The organism is Halobacteriovorax sp. GFR8, from assembly GCF_050955245.1.
GTDB lineage: Bacteria > Bdellovibrionota > Bacteriovoracia > Bacteriovoracales > Bacteriovoracaceae > Halobacteriovorax_A.
Map to the genome: position 1 here is coordinate 1244254 of NZ_JBPBLR010000002.1, position 17164 is coordinate 1261417.

A 17164-nucleotide genomic window follows, 5' to 3' on the forward strand; every position below is an offset into this window, starting at 1 on the left:
GAAATTGGGGAAATTTTAATAATCTTTTGTAATTTTACTTATGCTTAAGCTTATTTCTAAGATGTCCCCATCAAAAACTCTAACAGGAGAGAGTAATGATTAGACAATTAGCTGTATTGCCAGGTGTTATTGTTGGGACGGGGCGTCGTGTTAAGCGTATTTATCGATCGGAGCTTAGGTGTATTAATGAGCTCGATGAATTACAAGAGTTTCAACAACTCGCATACCAAAGAATTGGTGTTAAATTTCCTTTAGACTTTCTTGCTAGAAATAAGACATTTGCACTGTTTAATAAACACGGGCTAATGTGTGGTGGTTTTACTTTTGCGTTGGGAAGTGACTCTCGTGTTGTTAAAAGTTTACCTGATGAAGCCTTAGCGAAATTACAAAAAGACGTTCCTGATTTCGAAAATGATTTGTTTGAAGCAACTGCGCTTTGGATGTCACGTTACCAGCGTTGTCGTCTGCTAGGAGTTTACTTCTGGCTAATGATGTATATTGAAGCATCACGCATGGGACGTAATTTTTATATTTATGCTTACTCAAGTGCCAAGCCAAAGCTTGGTGAGATCTATAATACAATACGCCCGTTTAGACTTTATAAAGGCTACACTAAAATGCTACCTGGTATGAGTGAGCCTGATGATGAAGTGATTGAGTATGGAACAATGATGAATGTACACCTTTCTTTTGGTCGCATTGTAATGTTCCTTTTAAAGAGATTACTAAAAGCTCGCTCAATTAAAAAAGTTAAATCTTATAGCTAGTCTCGCTAGCAAGGAGCGTTTGTATGTTGACCTTGGAAGAGGTCGTTGCCCCTTACTCACACATAAGGCTTGCGACTAAAGAAGATAACGAAGGGATCTTAAATTTCTATAAAGATATTCATATGGAAACCGGAGATGAAGCATTGTCATTTGATCGTGGCAATGACTTCTTCAAGTTTTATGAAAGAAAAGGCAATCACTTTTGGACTTTCTTATTTCTAAATGAGGACTTAAGCATTTGTGGTGTCGGAACAATTGTAAGACACTTACGCTATGTTGACGGTGACTATCGTCCAGTGGCCTATTTTTGTGACCTAAGAGTCTCTCCTCAGGGGGGACGTCGAGCAAAAGTTCAGTGGAGAAAGTGTTTTGCTGATGTTATTGCTGCTTTGCCAAAGCTTTCAGATGATCGACGCTGTGAGTTGGCCTATACTGCTATTCTTTCAGACAATGAAAAGGCCATTGCTTCCTTAACAAAAGGAGGGCGTGGTTATAACTATCGTTATATCAACAACTACCATGTCTATTCCGTAGTGATTCCTGCTATTTTTAATCCAACGTTTTATGATGTCAGAGAAATTCCTTTTTCTGATTTCTCAAAGTTCTATACCCAAGAGGCCCATGACTTAGACCTAATGGAAGAGGTTGATGACGTCGAAGGAAATGCTTACTATGGTGTTTTTGATGGTGGAAATCTCTTATCTATCTTCATGATTTCTAATCGAGATCTTGGCCGCTCATATAAATTATATAATTTAAAACTCGCTAAGAAGTTTTTAACTAATATTGTTGAAATGATGGGGAGACCTAAGGTCGATAATGGAGTTTTGAAAACATTAGAAATTCAATACCTTTGTTTTCAGTCACAAATGAGTAATGACGCAAAAAAAGATATCGTTTCCGCGATTATTAAATATTTAAAAGAGACTAAGATTTTAAAACAGTATCATATTTGTAATCTCTACACGGGACAGGATGCAATTGAGTTCTCACCATTAATTGATGGGGTCGTTGTGGAGAATACAGGTCACATGTTTGAAATCCACAGTGATGAAAATCAGGGACTGTGGCCCAAGAGATCATTTCGCTTTGAAGGAAGTCTTCTGTGATCTGGCCTTTTAATATTATATCAAAACGCTACTTTAGTCGTGACTGGGTCGGTGTTTGGTATGAATTATTAAAAGAAAGGGGAGAAAATGATCAATGTGTTATTGGTCGGGCAAAGTGGCACGAGGGAAGTCTCTTGTCACCTGAGTATTTCGAGTACTCCCACTCTTTGATGGATGGAAGTGCTTCTATTCCATATTATCTTACTCAGCTCGGCGCCAAAAGAGGGCCGATTTATTCAAATTACAAGAAGAAGATTTCATTTTGGCAGCATGTGAAACTTGCCTTAAAGGCCACTGATATTTCTCCTGCTGAGCCTCCTCAGTGGAAAGAGCAAAATGATATTAGGCCCAAAGATAATTATGAATTTGAGATAGGAGTACTCAATCATGAAGAAACAACGGCGTTTAATAACTTTCTAAAGGAAAATAAGCTCTCTCAAAATGTTGTACTTTTAGAACTTATTAATCTTCATGTTTTCTCTCTCATCAAAGATGAATGTCAAAATGAGCGCTACTCGTGGCTACTTCCTATCAATATTAGAGGGATTGTTAATAAGCATAATCCTTACGAAAATCACACTTCATTTGTTCAGCTGCGCCTAAATGCAAATTCTGATTATAGTGAAATTAGAAATAGCTTTTCTGAAAAAGTTAAAACTCTCAACCATATTGGGCTTTGGTGGGTCCACCATATAGGTGTACTATTTGGTAGAAACTATATGGCAAAACTTTCTAAAAATTCTGCATCAAAGAATTTTTGGCTTGGGACATTCTCAAATATTGGTGCTTGGAATGTTGAGGATGAAAGCTATAAGTCTCTTGGAAAAGATGAGGTTTGGTTTGCCACAACTCCTGGATCAAAGAATTTTCCCGTTGGTATTGTTGCCATGGAATTTAATGGACAACTAAGCCTTAGCATGAAAATTCATCCTTATATCGCTAAGGATAATAGAGGAGTGGCCAAGGCACTCCTCAATAAGATTATTGATGATATTAAATTTAATTACAGTTAAGAACTTGAACGGCCGGTGTTGAACCTTGAAGCTCACTAGCAACATTGGCCGGAAGACAGTAAACGTGAGCATTCCACTTTAGACCTTCTAGAAAGTAATCCACACGTCCTAATTCATTATCGTTATCAGTATTTTGCATAAAACGCTTAACGTTACCAACTCCTGCTGCATCGGCATCGGCAAGAGTTTCTTCAGGTAGGCCATATTGTCCATGTGCTAAACCAAACCCGACATATCCGTCAGCACACATACTCTGCTGACATGCTACGATTGCAAGTTTTTCACGATCTTTCATATGACCAGTCATTGGTTCAAAGTCTGAGTCAGGAAGGTTTTGAAGCTCGCTTGATACATAACGATTCGTATAAGCAGAAACGTTAGCATAATTCTTTAACTGACATTTATTATTTTGCGGGTTGATATAACCAGTGCAACAAAGATTCGCATCATCACCGGCCTGCATTTGAGTTCCCGCTGGCATACAACAAGCAAATTCATCACTTTCAAATACTGGCTTGAATTCATTTGCTTTTGATAATGGCTCATAGTCCGCAGAGTCTGCAAGCATGTAGCCATCGACACCATATTCTGGAGTTGCTGTATCATCTCGGTAAATCGGTTTACTACACTTATTATCAGTCATATCAACAACACCTGAGATATGATCTTTGATAACAATATTTGGAATTCCTGTTAATTCAAAATAACCAAGCCACTTTGTGATATCTTCTCCAATTGCATCTGGAATATCAACGAGAGAACAGCTTGATGTATTTTGAGCTTCATTAGCGCTACAGTTTTGCTTTGATTGGTCAGCATAGTTGTAACATTTAAAGTCTTCAAGTGAGTCTTGGCCATGTGCCTGCATTTTGCTTGGTCCCCACTCATGGCCACCACCATTCACTTCTTTGTTAAAGCTTCGAACCCAGTTCTCGCTACAACACATTTTCTTTCCATATGTTGATAGGGCCTTAAACTGAGAGTAGGCACTTGCTTCTGGGATTCCGGCATCCTTAGTTGCCATTGTCATTGTGTTGATACCATCTGTTTGTCTTTCGTACTCTGTCAGAACATTTCCTGAAAAACGAGTTGCTGTCTTGGCCCCAATCTCTGCACCTGGAACTCTTGTTAAATCAACACCATCGCTATTAGTGATTGTTGAGTCATTTGAAATTGGGTTCCCAAAGATATCAAGAGTAGGGACTTTAAATGTATTTCCCATCTCTGTACAACAGCGATTATTTCTGATGTCATAGTCATCATCGCCAACACGTGCTGGTTGTGAACAAACTTGCTGCGTTTGCCAGAAAGAAAGCTCATACTGACTTGTTGCCGTAATAAGATCATCGATTGAGACACCTTTTGTATTATCAGTGACAAATTTAGATGCTGAGCAATCAAGGTCTGTAAAACATGTTGAGCCAGGAGCTCTAAGACATGCATTAACAGGAAGAGCTTGCGAATCAACATATGGTGCATTTTCGTCTTCAAGATCTTTTAGAAGCTCATTATTAGTCAACCCTTCAAAGATTTCTAAGAAATACGTGCTCAGGTTTTGTGATCTTGATAGTAGTTGAAGATCACTTGTTCTTGTTGTTACATCATTTATTCGATCAAAGGCAATATAGTCGCCAGTCGTATCAAAAGTAGGGCAACTTAGGAATGTGTTAGGGTTCACATTATTTTGTAGATCAGTAACAGTATTTCCCATATTACCAATGAAGTCTGGAACAAGAACAGATTCACGATCCATTGAAACCACAACATCTTCTAAGTTTGCATCGCGTCCTGGTAAGCAGAGTCCTTGTACATTATTTAGTAGTAGGTTTTTCTTTGCGTTTGAGTTTGGAACTTCATTACCAATATAGCTGAACGGGCGACCAAGGGCCGGAGCTTCTAGTCCAACTGTTGAGACTAGATCTTCATCTGTATCAACTTGTCCATTTTGGAAGGCCAGTGAAGTTGCTTTACGTGAAATTCTATTGTTGAACTTATCATTATTGGCACCTTCAAGTGGCTGACAGTGATTGTTAAATGAACAACCATGTAGCCTCTTTGAACCAACTGTTGTGTAAGACTGTGAAGAGTTGTTAACAGTGTTATATTCTGGAAGACAAGCTGCACCACGCCCTCGGTAAACACATCTTTTAACTCCACCTGAAAATGTACCTGTTAGAGAAAGTAGTCGATCAATATCGCTTTCTTGTGGAATTTCATTTCCGTTGACATCAAAATTTGGAAAGGGAGATGAAAGTGTTGAAATATTCTCACATGCATAATCCCACCCTAGTGCTGAAACACATTCATTATCTGTGTTACAAGAGTGAATTTGCTGGCAAGTTGCACCATCTGTTGCGTAGTCCGTTGTCGGAATATTTGTACTTCCATTAATGACAGAGTCTTGTACTGTAACTGAATAACTATTTTCTACTGTTTGATCAGAAAACTTTGCATTAATTGCTAGAAAGAGCTTATTGCTAGTTGCTTTGATTCTTCTTTTTGAACCAACCGCAAACCATTTAACACCGTCAAATGATCCAATAACAGATCCATAGTTGAATCCATACCAGTCGCGATCATAGCCATTGGCAACCATAAAGTGTTGGGCCTTCAGACGGTTTAGTCTTTGGTCTTGTTGGTCTTCGTAAGGTTGGTGAGTCCAAGCAAGCATTGTTGCTGGAACAAAACATGCACGGCCAAATAAGAAGTCATCTGAACGATACTTTGTTGTCTTCTTTCTAGATGATGTTGTTAGGTCTGGTTGGTAACCAGCTGGGCCATTTGTGAATTCGTTTGATAGATACTTCAAGCTTGAAGCGTAGTAATCATTTCCACAAGATGAACAACTCGAATAGTTACCACCTGATACGAAGATATCATATGTTGTCCCTTCATTAACTGAAATCTCTTTTGCTGCCTTTGCTGCAGTACTTGTCAGATCAAAGCTTCCATAGATTTCATTAAAACCAACATAATCATTTAAGTTATTAGGTTTTGACTTATCTCCACTCGTATAAGCAAATGCTGTCCCTTCTTGCGCAAGATTTGGCTCAAGAATTACATCTGTTAATGTTAAGTCTTTCTTAGAGACACCATTACTATCAAAGTACCTCTGCGGTGCCGTTTTGGCCGATAGATAAAATGATTGTTGTAGAGGAGCTTCCGGCTGATTTGAAACTAGGTAACATTGGTAATTAACAACCACGTCATTTGTATCTCTAACTTCTTCAAGCGCACATTGTGTTAGTGAACACTTACAATATGTAGCGATTTCTTGTTGAGCAGCTTCTTTCGATGTCAGGATTGTCGGATACGTCGTTAAGTTTACATAGAAGATTATCTTAACTGTTTGCGAATCCTGAACAATGTAGTTATTTCCGAAGACAACTTCATTAATTGCTCCAACAGAAAGGGTCCATGAAGTATTTTGTGTTCTTGTTACTTCATCGACTTCAACTACTAGTTTATTGCTTAGATTTGCGTAATAAGGAATTTGGAAGCGTTGTGTTCCTGGATAGTGGTCCGTGGCCATCCCTTCATTTTGTCCTTGCTTATAGACTTTATAACATTGGGCCTGGAAATTATTAATACGCTTACATGAAACATCAGTGTAGGCATCAATCTCAAGATTTTTGTACTTATTCGTTTCACTATATGGTGTTGTGATCTTAAGTTTAGTTGTATCTGTTAAATTATCGTTTTCCCCAGAAATACTCACTGTTCCAGCAACAATAGGTGCACCTTCTTTATAGATAACACCATTTTGATAGCGTACTTCATGGATAGAGTTAGCAAAAGGTTTTGTTCCCTTGTATATTGTAGCAAAATTTGTGTCATCAATATTAGTTTCGTAATTTTCTTCTAGATCAGTGCGAGCACCTTCATAGATTGTTGTACAAATACCTCGTTCACCATCAAATGGAGTCGTACACTGATAAAGTTGTTTTAATCGGTTAAAGCGAATCGCTGCTTCTTCATCAGGAGTGTATTCATCACCAGGATCTGTTCCAGGAACTGAACCTGTTGTACAAATATTATAGTAATTAGGATAGTTGTAGATTGCTGATGGATTCAGATCAATCTCATTTAAAATTGTACTTGGGATATTTTCTGTCTTTGCAGATAAATCTTGAACGCATTGTCCGTTTAGACAGCAGTAATCACTTCCGTTACTTGTACATTGTGAGTCTTGCGAGCAAAGGTTTCCATTATCTGGTGTTCCGATATAAGTGAAGAATAGCTTGAATGAAATGCTATTACCAAGTGCTGTTGTGAGGTCATCTCCTGCACTTGTTGTTAAAAGAAGTGAGCTTGATGTTGTCGTGATATTTGAACATGTTGGACAAACATCGTCGACATCATATTTTACTTTTGTTGAATTTAAGGCCTTACCTACGATAAATGATTGAACATCAAGATTGTCACAATAACTTTGTGTAATTGACTTATCAATTGTTCGATATGTAAATCTTAAGAAATATTCTTTTGAGTTCTCAGAGACATTGATTGTGTACTGAGGGAAGCCTACTGCAACAAGTGGAGTACCATTTTCAATACTAGGGAAGTTTACGACTGCACAGTACGTTTTATTGAGATTCTCTTTCACATAGTTGTGAATCCCACGCCCTCTTAGTGTAAGTTTGTCATCAAAGTAATTATCCATTTCAAATACAGAATCATAAGCATTTCCTGCATATTGAATATAGGCCCTTGAGTCATCGAAGCTTGGATCGTTGATCTCTGTTTCTACACCATCGCTGTCACTGCTTGATGTAGAGCGATTATTAGCTGCCTGAGGTACGCATGAGCTTGCCATCATAAGCAATAGCGTAAACATCAGAATGAATTTAAACTGTTCCGTGTATTTCTTCATTTACTATCCCAAATAGTTATCGTCTCAATCACGTAACTACTTAAGATTAATATAAAGTAAGGTTAAAATATGCCGCAGTAAAAACGAAGTAAAATGAGTTATTAGGTGGTTACAGTATAAATCCATTGGTTTTATCCTGAGCGTATGGCTCAGATATTAGGCAGTGGCCAATATTATTTACGTTGGCCACAATATTTGCCACTTTTGGTGTTCAACTTGCAAGTTGGTTTTTGGCCCCAAAAATGCTCTCTAGTACTGTTAAGTTCGTGTAAATATTTAAGTTATTCAGATAATCCAAAGACCTAGAGGCCATTGCCTTTAATAAACTCTAGGAATCGCTATCCTATGAGCTGTTCGAGGGTAGGATTATGAAAAGAGAAGAAAGAAAAGACGACGGGTCAATCTGGAGTTCATACTCAGATATGTTTACAACCGTTGCTGTTGTATTCCTTGTAATGTTCGTTTTTGCCATGATTAAAGTTGGTGTTAAGTCACTTCAGCAAGCGCAGGAGAAGAAGAAGCACGAGCAGCAGCTTGAAGGAATGGTATCCAAAGAGCAGAAAATCAAAGAAATGAAGGCCAAGAATGAGATTGAGCAATCAATCACTGAGGTTACTGACTATAAGAACGTGATTAACCAGAAAATGGTCGAGCTTTCTAAGTTTGTTGAGAAACTTGAAAAGAATAAGAAGATCATGGAAGAGATGGTTGAGAACCAGACAAAGAAAGAATCAATTGTTGAAAAAGTTGGAAAACAACTTGATAAAGAAAAATATAAGTCAAAAAAGATCTCTCGTGAAAATACGGAACTAAAGAAAGAAATCAACGAAAAAGCTAAAGAGATGAAGAAGCGTCTTGAAGAGATTCGTAAGAATCAAGATGACCTACGCTCTAAAGAGGCCCAGCTTGATAAACTTTCTCGTATGATGGAGAGGCAAAAGAAAGAGGAGCAAGAGCTTCAAAAGAAAATTCAACAAATTGTTAAGCAGATGAAACAAAAGTCTCAAGAAAACGAGAAACTTTCTAAGAACCTTGAGCAAACTAAAGAGAAAATTAAAGAACAAGAACAAGAGCAAAAAAGAATTAAAACTGTTCTTGAATTCAAAGAGAAATCACTAATTGATCTTGAAAAACAAATAGAAGAACGCGACTCAATGCTAGCTAAGGCGCAGGATAAGAATAATATTCTTTATTCTAAAGTTGGTGAGCTAGATAAGAAAAAGAAGCAGGTAGAAGAGCAGAAAAAGAAAATTCAAGAAACACTTTCAAGTGTTGAGCAAGTAAAGACTCAGCAAGAAAAAAAGCTTAAGGAGTTAGAGCAAGAAATTACTAAGCAAACTCAAGATATCAAAAAGATTACTCAGGTGAAAACTAAGCTTGAAACAAAATTAGAAGTTGAGCAAAAGAAGGTTCAGGAACAACAGGCAGAAAATAAGCTTGTTAATAATGAAATAGTAAAGGTTAGATCGAAACTAGCTAACACTCTTCAAAAAGTTACAGAAGACACAAAGAAAATTCAAGAGCTTCAGCAAGTAAAGCGTAAGAATGAAGAAATAATTGCTAAGGCAAATCGTGAGATTAAAGGGCGTATTATTGCTCAAGAAAAGCTTGAAAAAGAGATTGTTGAACAAAAGAAGGCCCAAGAGCAAGAGGTTCAAAAGCTTAACCAAGACCATACTCTAAAAGTAGAAAGTTTAAATAAGAAATACGCTAATATTATTTCTACAAAAGAGCATGAAATTAAAACTCTAAATGCTGAACACCAAAATAAAGTTGCAGATATCACAAAGCAATTTCAGAAAAAAGAGCAAACTCAAAAAGCTGGCTTTGAGAAGAAAGTCGCTGACTTAAATAAGAAATATCAAGCTGAACTAGATACAAAAGCAAAGCAACTTGCTGGTCAAAAGAAAGAGTCTCAAGAAACGATAGCTCGTCTTAACTCTGATCATCAGAAAAAGCTGACTGATTTAACTAAGACTTATGAGAAACAGCAACAAAATACAAAAATGGGGTATGAGTCTAAGATTGCTAATCTTAATAAGAAGTATCAAGGTGAACTTGATGTTAAAGAAAAGCAACTCGCTGGTCAAAAGAAGCAGTCACAAGAAACGATTGCTAAACTTAATTCAGATCACGCAAAAAAAGTAGATGACTTAACTAAGTCATATGAGAAGAAGCAACAAGACACGCAAATGGGTTATGAAACTCAGATTGCAAATCTTAATAAGAAGCACCAATCAGAACTTACATCTAAGCAACAACAGTTAGACGGACAAATTAAACAGTCTAAGGATACGATTGCAAAACTTAATGCTGATCATGCTAAGAAAGTGGATACAATCACTAAGTCTTACGAGAAGAAGCAACAAGATACAAAGATGGGTTATGAAACTCAAATTGCAAATCTTAATAAGAAGTTCCAGTCAGAACTTACATCCAAAGACCAACAATTAGCAGGTCAAAAGAAAAAGTCACAAGAGACAATCGCTAAGATGAATGCTGATCATGCTAAGAAAGTCGCTGATCTGACAAAATCTTATGAAAAGAAAGAACAAGATACGAAAATGGGTTATGAGACTCAAATTGCAAATTTAAATAAAAAGCATCAGTCTGAGCTTGATACAAAAGAGGCCCAACTTGCTGGTACGATTAAAAAATCTAAAGAGACAATTGCTAAGTTAAATTCTGATCATGCTAAAAAGATTAATAATCTTGAAAAAATGCACAAAGATACTGAAGCAAAGACTAAAGCAGGTTATGAAACGAGAATTGCTGATTTAAATAAGAAGTATCAGTCTGAGCTTGATACTAAAGAAAAACAATTAGCTGGTACAATCAAGAAATCTCAAGAGACAATTGCAAAGCTAAATTCAGACCACGCTAAGAAGATCACTGATTTAGAGAAGATGCATAAGAAATCAGAAGCAAAGCAAAAAGCTGGTTATGAATCACGCATCGCTGATTTAAATAAAAAATATCAAAGTGAACTTGATACCAAAGAAAAGCAACTTGCTGGTGTGAAAAAAGACGCTCAGTCGCAGATTGCCAAACTTAATGCCGATCACAAGCGTGAGCTAACAGACCTAACTAAACAATTTGAAAAGAATAAGGCCGATCAAAAAATGGCCTATGATAATCAAATCAAAGACCTGAAGGGAAAACATGCGCAGGCGATGGATTCAATGAAGGCCCAAAAAGACTCTCAAATTAAGAAACTTAATTCAGATGTTGCAGCTCGTGACGGTAAGATTGCAGGACTTAATGATGATGTAAAAGGACTTAAGTCAAATCTTGCTCGTTCACAACAGAGTAATCAAGGACTGAAAGGTGATATTAAAAACCTTCAATCTAAACTTGCTCAAGGTGATGCTAAGAATAAGGGCCTTGCTGGTGAAGTTGACCGCTTAAAAGCGATGGTTGGAAAACTTGAAGGTGATAAGAAGTCTCTAATGGCACAAAATGGTGGACTTAAAGATGCTCTAGGGCAAGCTGAAGGAAAGCTTAAAGGGATGTCAGAAGAAAATGGAGGGCTTAAGAAGGCCCTTGGTCAAGCACAAGGGAAGCTTGCTGGTATGGCCGAAGAAAACGGAGGGCTAAAGAAAGCTCTAGGTGAAGCAAAAGGTAAAATGAAAGGCATGGGTGAGCAGATCGGTGGCCTTAAAAAGGCACTTGGTCAAGCTGAAGGTAAGCTTGCAGGTATGTCAGAAGAAAATGGTGGACTTAAGAAAGCTCTAGGTCAGGCAAAAGGCAAGATGAAAGGCATGGGTGAAGAAATCGGTGGCCTTAAGAAAGCACTTGGTCAGGCAAAAGGGAAAATGGCCGGTATGGGTAAAGAGATCGGTGGACTTAAGGAAGCTCTTGGTCAAGCAAAAGGCAAAATGGCCGGTATGGGTAAAGAGATTGGTGGACTTAAAGACGCTCTTGGAAAAGCGAAGGGTGAGCTAGCTGGTCTTGGAAAAGAAAATGGTGGACTTAAAGAAGCTCTAGGGCAGGCAAAAGGTAAGCTTGCTGGTATGGGTAAAGAAATAGGCGGTCTAAAAGAGGCCCTTGGTCAAGCTAAAGGTAAGATGGCCGGTATGGGTAAAGAGATCGGTGGACTTAAAGATGCCCTTGGGAAAGCTCGCGGTGAGCTAGCTGGTCTTGGTAAAGAGAACGGTGGACTTAAAGAGGCCCTTGGACAAGCTAAAGGTAAGCTTGCTGGTATGGGTAAAGAAATCGGTGGACTTAAAGATGCCCTTGGGAAAGCTCGCGGTGAGCTAGCTGGTCTTGGTAAAGAGAACGGTGGACTTAAAGAAGCTCTTGGACAAGCAAAAGGTAAACTTGCTGGAATGGGTAAAGAGATCGGTGGACTTAAAGATGCTCTTGGGAAAGCTAAGGGGGAGCTTGCTGGTCTTGGTAAAGAGAACGGTGGACTTAAAGAAGCTCTAGGTAAGGCCAAAGGTAAACTTGCCGGTATGGGTAAAGAAATCGGTGGACTTAAAGACGCTCTTGGGAAAGCTCGCGGTGAGCTAGCTGGTCTTGGAAAAGAAAACGGTGGTCTTAAGAAAGCACTTGGTGAAGCACAAGGTAAGCTGGCCGGTCTTGGAAAAGAAAACGGTGGTCTTAAAGAAGCTCTTGGAAAAGCAAAGGGTGAACTGGCCGGGCTTGGAAAAGAAAATAATGATTTAAAAGGGAAAGTTGCAGGTCTTGGTAAAGAGGTAAGTGACCTACAAAATGCCCTTGCTAATAAGAATGATGAAAATGGTAATCTTGGTCGTAAAATCGCCTCTCTTGGTGAAGACCTAAATGCTTGTGAGACTGGATCAAGTGCCTTGAATCAGAAAGTTACTGAACTTGGTAATGGACTTGATGGTGCTAATAAGAAACTTAATTCATGTCTAGCTGAAGTAAATGATAAGAAAGACTTTATGAAACAAGTTAAGAAGATTGCTAAGAAAGTTGAAGATCAGAAGAAGAACTTACGTGCAAATATTGCGAGAAACCTTGCTGACAAATTTAGAAATAATAATATTGATGCAGCGGTTGATCCAAAAACAGGTAACGTAACACTTCTAATGGATAAGAACTTACTATTTGAAACAGGTTCTTCAAGACTAAGTAAGCATGCTAAGAAGAAACTTAAGTCGCTTATTCCACTGTACTCTGAAGTTTTATTTGCTGATGATACAGTAAGAGAGCAACTTGATAGCTTCAATGTTGAAGGTCACGCCTCGCCACTATTTGCTGGTAAGGCACTTGATCCAATGTTGGCTGAAGCTTACTCATATAACTATAACTTAAACTTATCGTCACGTCGTGCCCTAGCTATTTCAAACTATATCTATAGCGATGGTATGAACTACCCATATAAGTTCTATATGAGAAATGTGACGAAGTCGATTGGTTATGGTTTCTCAAGACCGATTCCTCTTGAGACAGTAATTGAGAGACAGCGTGAGTCGATTGCTGCAGAACTAATCGAACCAAAAGGGTTTATTGTTGAAGAAAGAAAGCCAGCTAGTTTTGCAGTACCACTTGCAAACGAAGACATGAAATGTGGTCAGTATAGTTGTTCACAGTCACAACGTGTTGAGCTGAGCTTTACATTAAAAGATGATCCAAAAGCAATGGAGAGGTTACTGCAACTGTCTCCACAAGTGAAATAGAATACCAATAGTCGAGGATTGGTAGACCTAACAAAGAGGTACGTATGATTGAGTTAGTATTAGGATTTTTCGGTACATATCTTATCGAATTTATGATGGGGCTTCTAGTGTCTGCCCTAGTATTCCGCTATCTAGCATATCGTCACAGTAAAGATGATGATGCTTATTACTCTCGTTTTACTCGTGAGCTTGATGCGGCAATTGATGATGACAAACAAAAGAATATACCAATCGATGATATCGATTCTTATATGTCTAATCTTTTAGGACGTGTAAATGCGGCCCTTCCAGATAATGCTCTTCGTTTCAGTAATAATGCCAATATTCAAAATCGTCATTATGACGGAAAAGAGGCCATGCAACAGCAACAAAGAGAAATTGATAAAGAAATCGATAGCTCAGATGGATCAAGTATTTCACTGAATCAGTACATCGGATCTAAACACGGCCTTATTGCTTCGATTCACGGAGAGAGTTCGGTGTTTAAATCAACTGTTCCGCCAAATTATACTGAACTTACAGATCGTATTATGAGTGATGATAAGAATTGGACAAAGCTATATGGACATATTCCTATCGATGGTGCTTCCCGTATGATCGATATTCTTCCAAACCTATTTATTGTATTTGGGGTTTTCGGGACGTTCATTGGTATTGCCATGGCCCTTCCTGAAATTGCGGCCATTGACTTTAATAATATTGAAAAATCTTCAGATAACCTTACTCGTTTCGTTATCAACGTTGCCTTCTCGATGAAGACTTCGATTGCGGGGATTTTCTTTTCTCTAATTTTAACTTTCCTAAACACTCTTTTCCCTCTTCCGGAAAAGCGTTACAAGATCTTTAAGAAGGTTGAAACTTCAATGCAGAATCTTTGGTATCACCTACAAAGAGGTAATGCTAAGGAGCAGAGTACAATGCAAGGTGTACTTAAAGTTCTTCAAAGTATCGAAAGATACATGCGTGAAGATGCTCCAATTAAGAAAGTGGACTCTGATAAGAAGAACGTTGCCTAATTAGGTAAGAAGTAAAATTGACTTTTAATTTGGAGAAGAGAAATGAGTGTATTATCAATCGTTAAAGGTTGTCCGCTATTTTTCGACCTTTACGACAACGAAATTATGACTATATGTGAGCACTGTAAAGTTCTCACGCTAAAGCCAGGTGACTATGTTTTCAAACACGGTGACATTGGAGAGGAATTATTCCTTATCCTAAGTGGCTCCGCAAAAGTTTTTAATGTTGATGAGAAAGAAATTGCTCGTTGTAAGAAGGGTGACCTCTTTGGTGAGATGGTTCTTCTTAAAGAAAATAAACGTTATGGTACTGTTCAATCAGATAATTATACAGATGTTCTCGTCATGAACTACTCGGACATATTCGGCCTGTACAAAACCAATCCTCGAATCTTTTCACTCTTGATACTCAATCTATCAAGGTTACTGGCCGGACGTTTACAGGGCGCAGGTAAACGAATTTCAACCCTAATCATGGAAATGGAAGAAATTAAGAAAGCTGCCTAAAGCTAGCGCTGAGATGGGGGGAGGGGCAGTTCACTGAGCTGCCCCCCTTATTTCGGTACGCGCCACCTTTTCGAGATTTTAATCACTTGGTCTCCAGTTTCTTCTATACTTAAGCCTAAAGTTTATACTTCGTTGCCTTTCATTAGTATTGATTATTGAATGAAGTCTTTTATATTAGTAATCTTAATTCTTGTGAGTTTTTTGAGGAAGATTTCTCCTTTTTGTTAGATAACTTTCTAGAATCTCGAAAAGGTGGCGCGTACTATGTTTCATAATTGAATAAAAAAATAAAGTGATGTCGTTTTTATTTATTTGTCATGTCAGATGCGACAGAACGTTTGAATGCCTAGACCTAAATTAATAAGACAAAATGAGTTTCCTTATCACGTAACATCTCGAACTAATAATAAAGTTCCTTTTCCTCTTCCAATGTATCATACTTGGGATTTAGCTAAGCAGGCATTAGTTTATGCTCGGAAAAATGTTAATGTTGAAATAAATTGTTTCGTTTTAATGAATAATCATTATCACTTACTTGTTACAACTCCTAATGAGAATCTTGATAGATTTATGATGTATTTTAATCTTAAACTTTCAAAACTAATTAGTCGTAATGCAAGGGTAATAAATCATAAATTCAGTAATCGCTATAAGTGGACAATCGTGTCCAATCAGGATTATTTACAAAATGTATATCGTTATATTTATCAAAATCCTCTTCGAGTAAATATTGTAGAAAGATGTATTGATTATCCATATAGTTCTTTACACTTCACAAGCTTTGAAGCTCGCTTGTTAAACTATAGGCCACATTTTAAGTATGCAGATGAGGTGTCTTATTATGAACAAAGATTTTCAAGTAACTTATCTAATATAATTAGCACTTCTTTAAAAAGGAGTGTTTTTGAAATCCCTCTTAGTGTAAGTACTCATGATCGCAAGATGTTGAAATCCTGAAAAGGTGGCGCGTACCTTAAAGGTCGCGTACCTTCGCAAGCAGTAAGATTAAACCCTGCTGGCAGAATTTATTTTTCAAACGCATTCGGTCTCCACGAAATTCAAATCTTTCAGCTGAAACACCTTCTTTTGTGGCCACACCGATGCAAACAGTACCAACTGGTTTGCCTGGTGTTGCTCCTCCAGGTCCTGCGATTCCAGTATATGAAACGGCAATATCAACACCTAGAGCTTCTCTTGAACCTTGGGCCATCTCTGATGCTGTCTCAATACTTACGGCACCATGACTTCTTAGAGTTTCTTGTTTGACGTGAATAATATTTTCTTTCACTGAGTTGGCGTAACTAACAACGCCACCTAGAAAGACTGATGACGATCCTGAAACATTTGTGATCGTTGAGCTCGCAAGCCCACCTGTACAACTTTCAGCAAAGCCAATTGTTAGTCCTTTTGCTTTTGCTTCTTCAACAATCACTTCTTCAATTGAGCGAAGACCGTAAGTCCAAATATTGTTTTTAATTTCAGTTGCTTCAATGATGTTGCGAATCTTTTGACGAGACTCTTCATTTTGAAATTCTGGTTTTAGGTTAATCGTAATATCAACACCTGATACAATTGGAAGAGAGCTTACTTTTCCAAATTGTTCTAGATCTTCCCAAAGGTTTGGGCAAAGCTTAAAGAAGATAGTTTCTTCTGGGATGCTGTGTGTTCGGCAAACGAATAACTCGTGGCCACTTTTTGCACGATCCTTAAGCATTGGAACAATACTGTCTCGAATCATGGACTCACATTCCCTTGGTACACCTGGAGTACAAAAGATTTCACAGTCCCCAAGTTTTGCATGTATTCCTGGAGCGAGTCCAGATGGATTGTATATTGGAGAAGTATTCTTTGGTAGCATATGATAATTGCTTGATTCACGTGAAAATGTTCTACCAAATGCCTCGTATTGCTTAATCGCTATATTCTCTGCATCAAGGTTTTCCACAAGTTCAACCCCAAGGCTATTTGCCACAATGGATTTTGTTAAGTCATCTTTTGTTGGCCCAAGCCCACCAGTAATGATAAGAAAGTCGTTTTCAGCGGCCTGGGTTTTGATTTCTTGAGTTACTTGATCAAATTTGTCACCTAGTACCGTGCACTTTTTGAAGTCAAATCCAAGTGGAGCGATCTCTTTTGCAAGTATTTGCAAGTTAAGATCATTAATTTTTGCGTTTAGAAGCTCGTCACCAATGATTATTTGGGAAATTTTGGCCATGTTAATCCTTTAATTTAGG

Annotated in this window: 9 protein-coding genes; 7 read left to right on the forward strand and 2 right to left on the reverse strand. The window is 37.9% G+C overall.

Annotation, left to right across the window (positions count from 1 at the left end; all coding sequences use genetic code 11):
* The first annotated feature begins 95 nt into the window (after window positions 1-95).
* Genes ACRXC1_RS06515 through ACRXC1_RS06525 form a run of 3 tightly spaced genes read left to right on the forward strand, consistent with a single transcriptional unit; the run spans window position 96 to window position 2889 of the window.
* Complete coding sequence (locus ACRXC1_RS06515; RefSeq protein ID WP_392855848.1) at window positions 96-767, forward strand: hypothetical protein; 672 nt, start codon at window positions 96-98, stop codon at window positions 765-767.
* A gap of 23 nt (window positions 768-790) precedes the next feature.
* Window positions 791-1876 carry a hypothetical protein gene (locus tag ACRXC1_RS06520; protein WP_433657431.1) on the forward strand — a complete coding sequence of 362 codons (1086 nt, stop codon included), beginning with the start codon at window positions 791-793 and terminating at the stop codon, window positions 1874-1876.
* Window positions 1873-2889 carry a hypothetical protein gene (locus tag ACRXC1_RS06525; protein WP_433657433.1) on the forward strand — a complete coding sequence of 339 codons (1017 nt, stop codon included), beginning with the start codon at window positions 1873-1875 and terminating at the stop codon, window positions 2887-2889. The genes ACRXC1_RS06520 and ACRXC1_RS06525 overlap by 4 nt, the downstream gene beginning before the upstream one ends.
* Here ACRXC1_RS06525 and ACRXC1_RS06530 read toward each other — a convergent pair.
* Window positions 2876-7762, reverse strand: coding sequence for a hypothetical protein (locus tag ACRXC1_RS06530; RefSeq protein WP_433657435.1), 4887 nt, complete (start codon window positions 7760-7762; stop codon window positions 2876-2878). The two genes, ACRXC1_RS06525 and ACRXC1_RS06530, sit on opposite strands and share 14 nt — an antisense overlap.
* Before the next feature lie 368 nt (window positions 7763-8130).
* Between ACRXC1_RS06530 and ACRXC1_RS06535 the strand changes: the two genes are divergently transcribed.
* From ACRXC1_RS06535 to ACRXC1_RS06550, 4 genes are all read left to right on the forward strand, one after another.
* The gene (locus ACRXC1_RS06535) at window positions 8131-13407 is read left to right on the forward strand and encodes a hypothetical protein (RefSeq protein WP_433657437.1); all 5277 of its coding nucleotides are present in this window, start codon (window positions 8131-8133) and stop codon (window positions 13405-13407) included.
* A 44-nt stretch (window positions 13408-13451) separates the two neighbouring features.
* Entirely contained in the window at window positions 13452-14423 is a 972-nt protein-coding gene (locus ACRXC1_RS06540) for a hypothetical protein (protein ID WP_433657439.1), read from the forward strand.
* A 42-nt stretch (window positions 14424-14465) separates the two neighbouring features.
* Window positions 14466-14930 (forward strand): cyclic nucleotide-binding domain-containing protein, encoded by a 465-nt coding sequence (locus tag ACRXC1_RS06545; RefSeq protein WP_392907934.1) that lies wholly within the window; start codon window positions 14466-14468, stop codon window positions 14928-14930.
* Window positions 14931-15272: 342 nt separating this feature from the next.
* Window positions 15273-15887: a transposase gene (locus tag ACRXC1_RS06550; protein ID WP_433657441.1), complete on the forward strand. Its 615-nt coding sequence runs from the start codon at window positions 15273-15275 to the stop codon at window positions 15885-15887.
* 16 nt (window positions 15888-15903) lie between these two features.
* Here ACRXC1_RS06550 and ACRXC1_RS06555 read toward each other — a convergent pair whose 3' ends face one another.
* Window positions 15904-17145 carry a CinA family nicotinamide mononucleotide deamidase-related protein gene (locus ACRXC1_RS06555; RefSeq protein WP_433657443.1) on the reverse strand — a complete coding sequence of 414 codons (1242 nt, stop codon included), beginning with the start codon at window positions 17143-17145 and terminating at the stop codon, window positions 15904-15906.
* Window positions 17146-17164 lie beyond the last annotated feature (19 nt).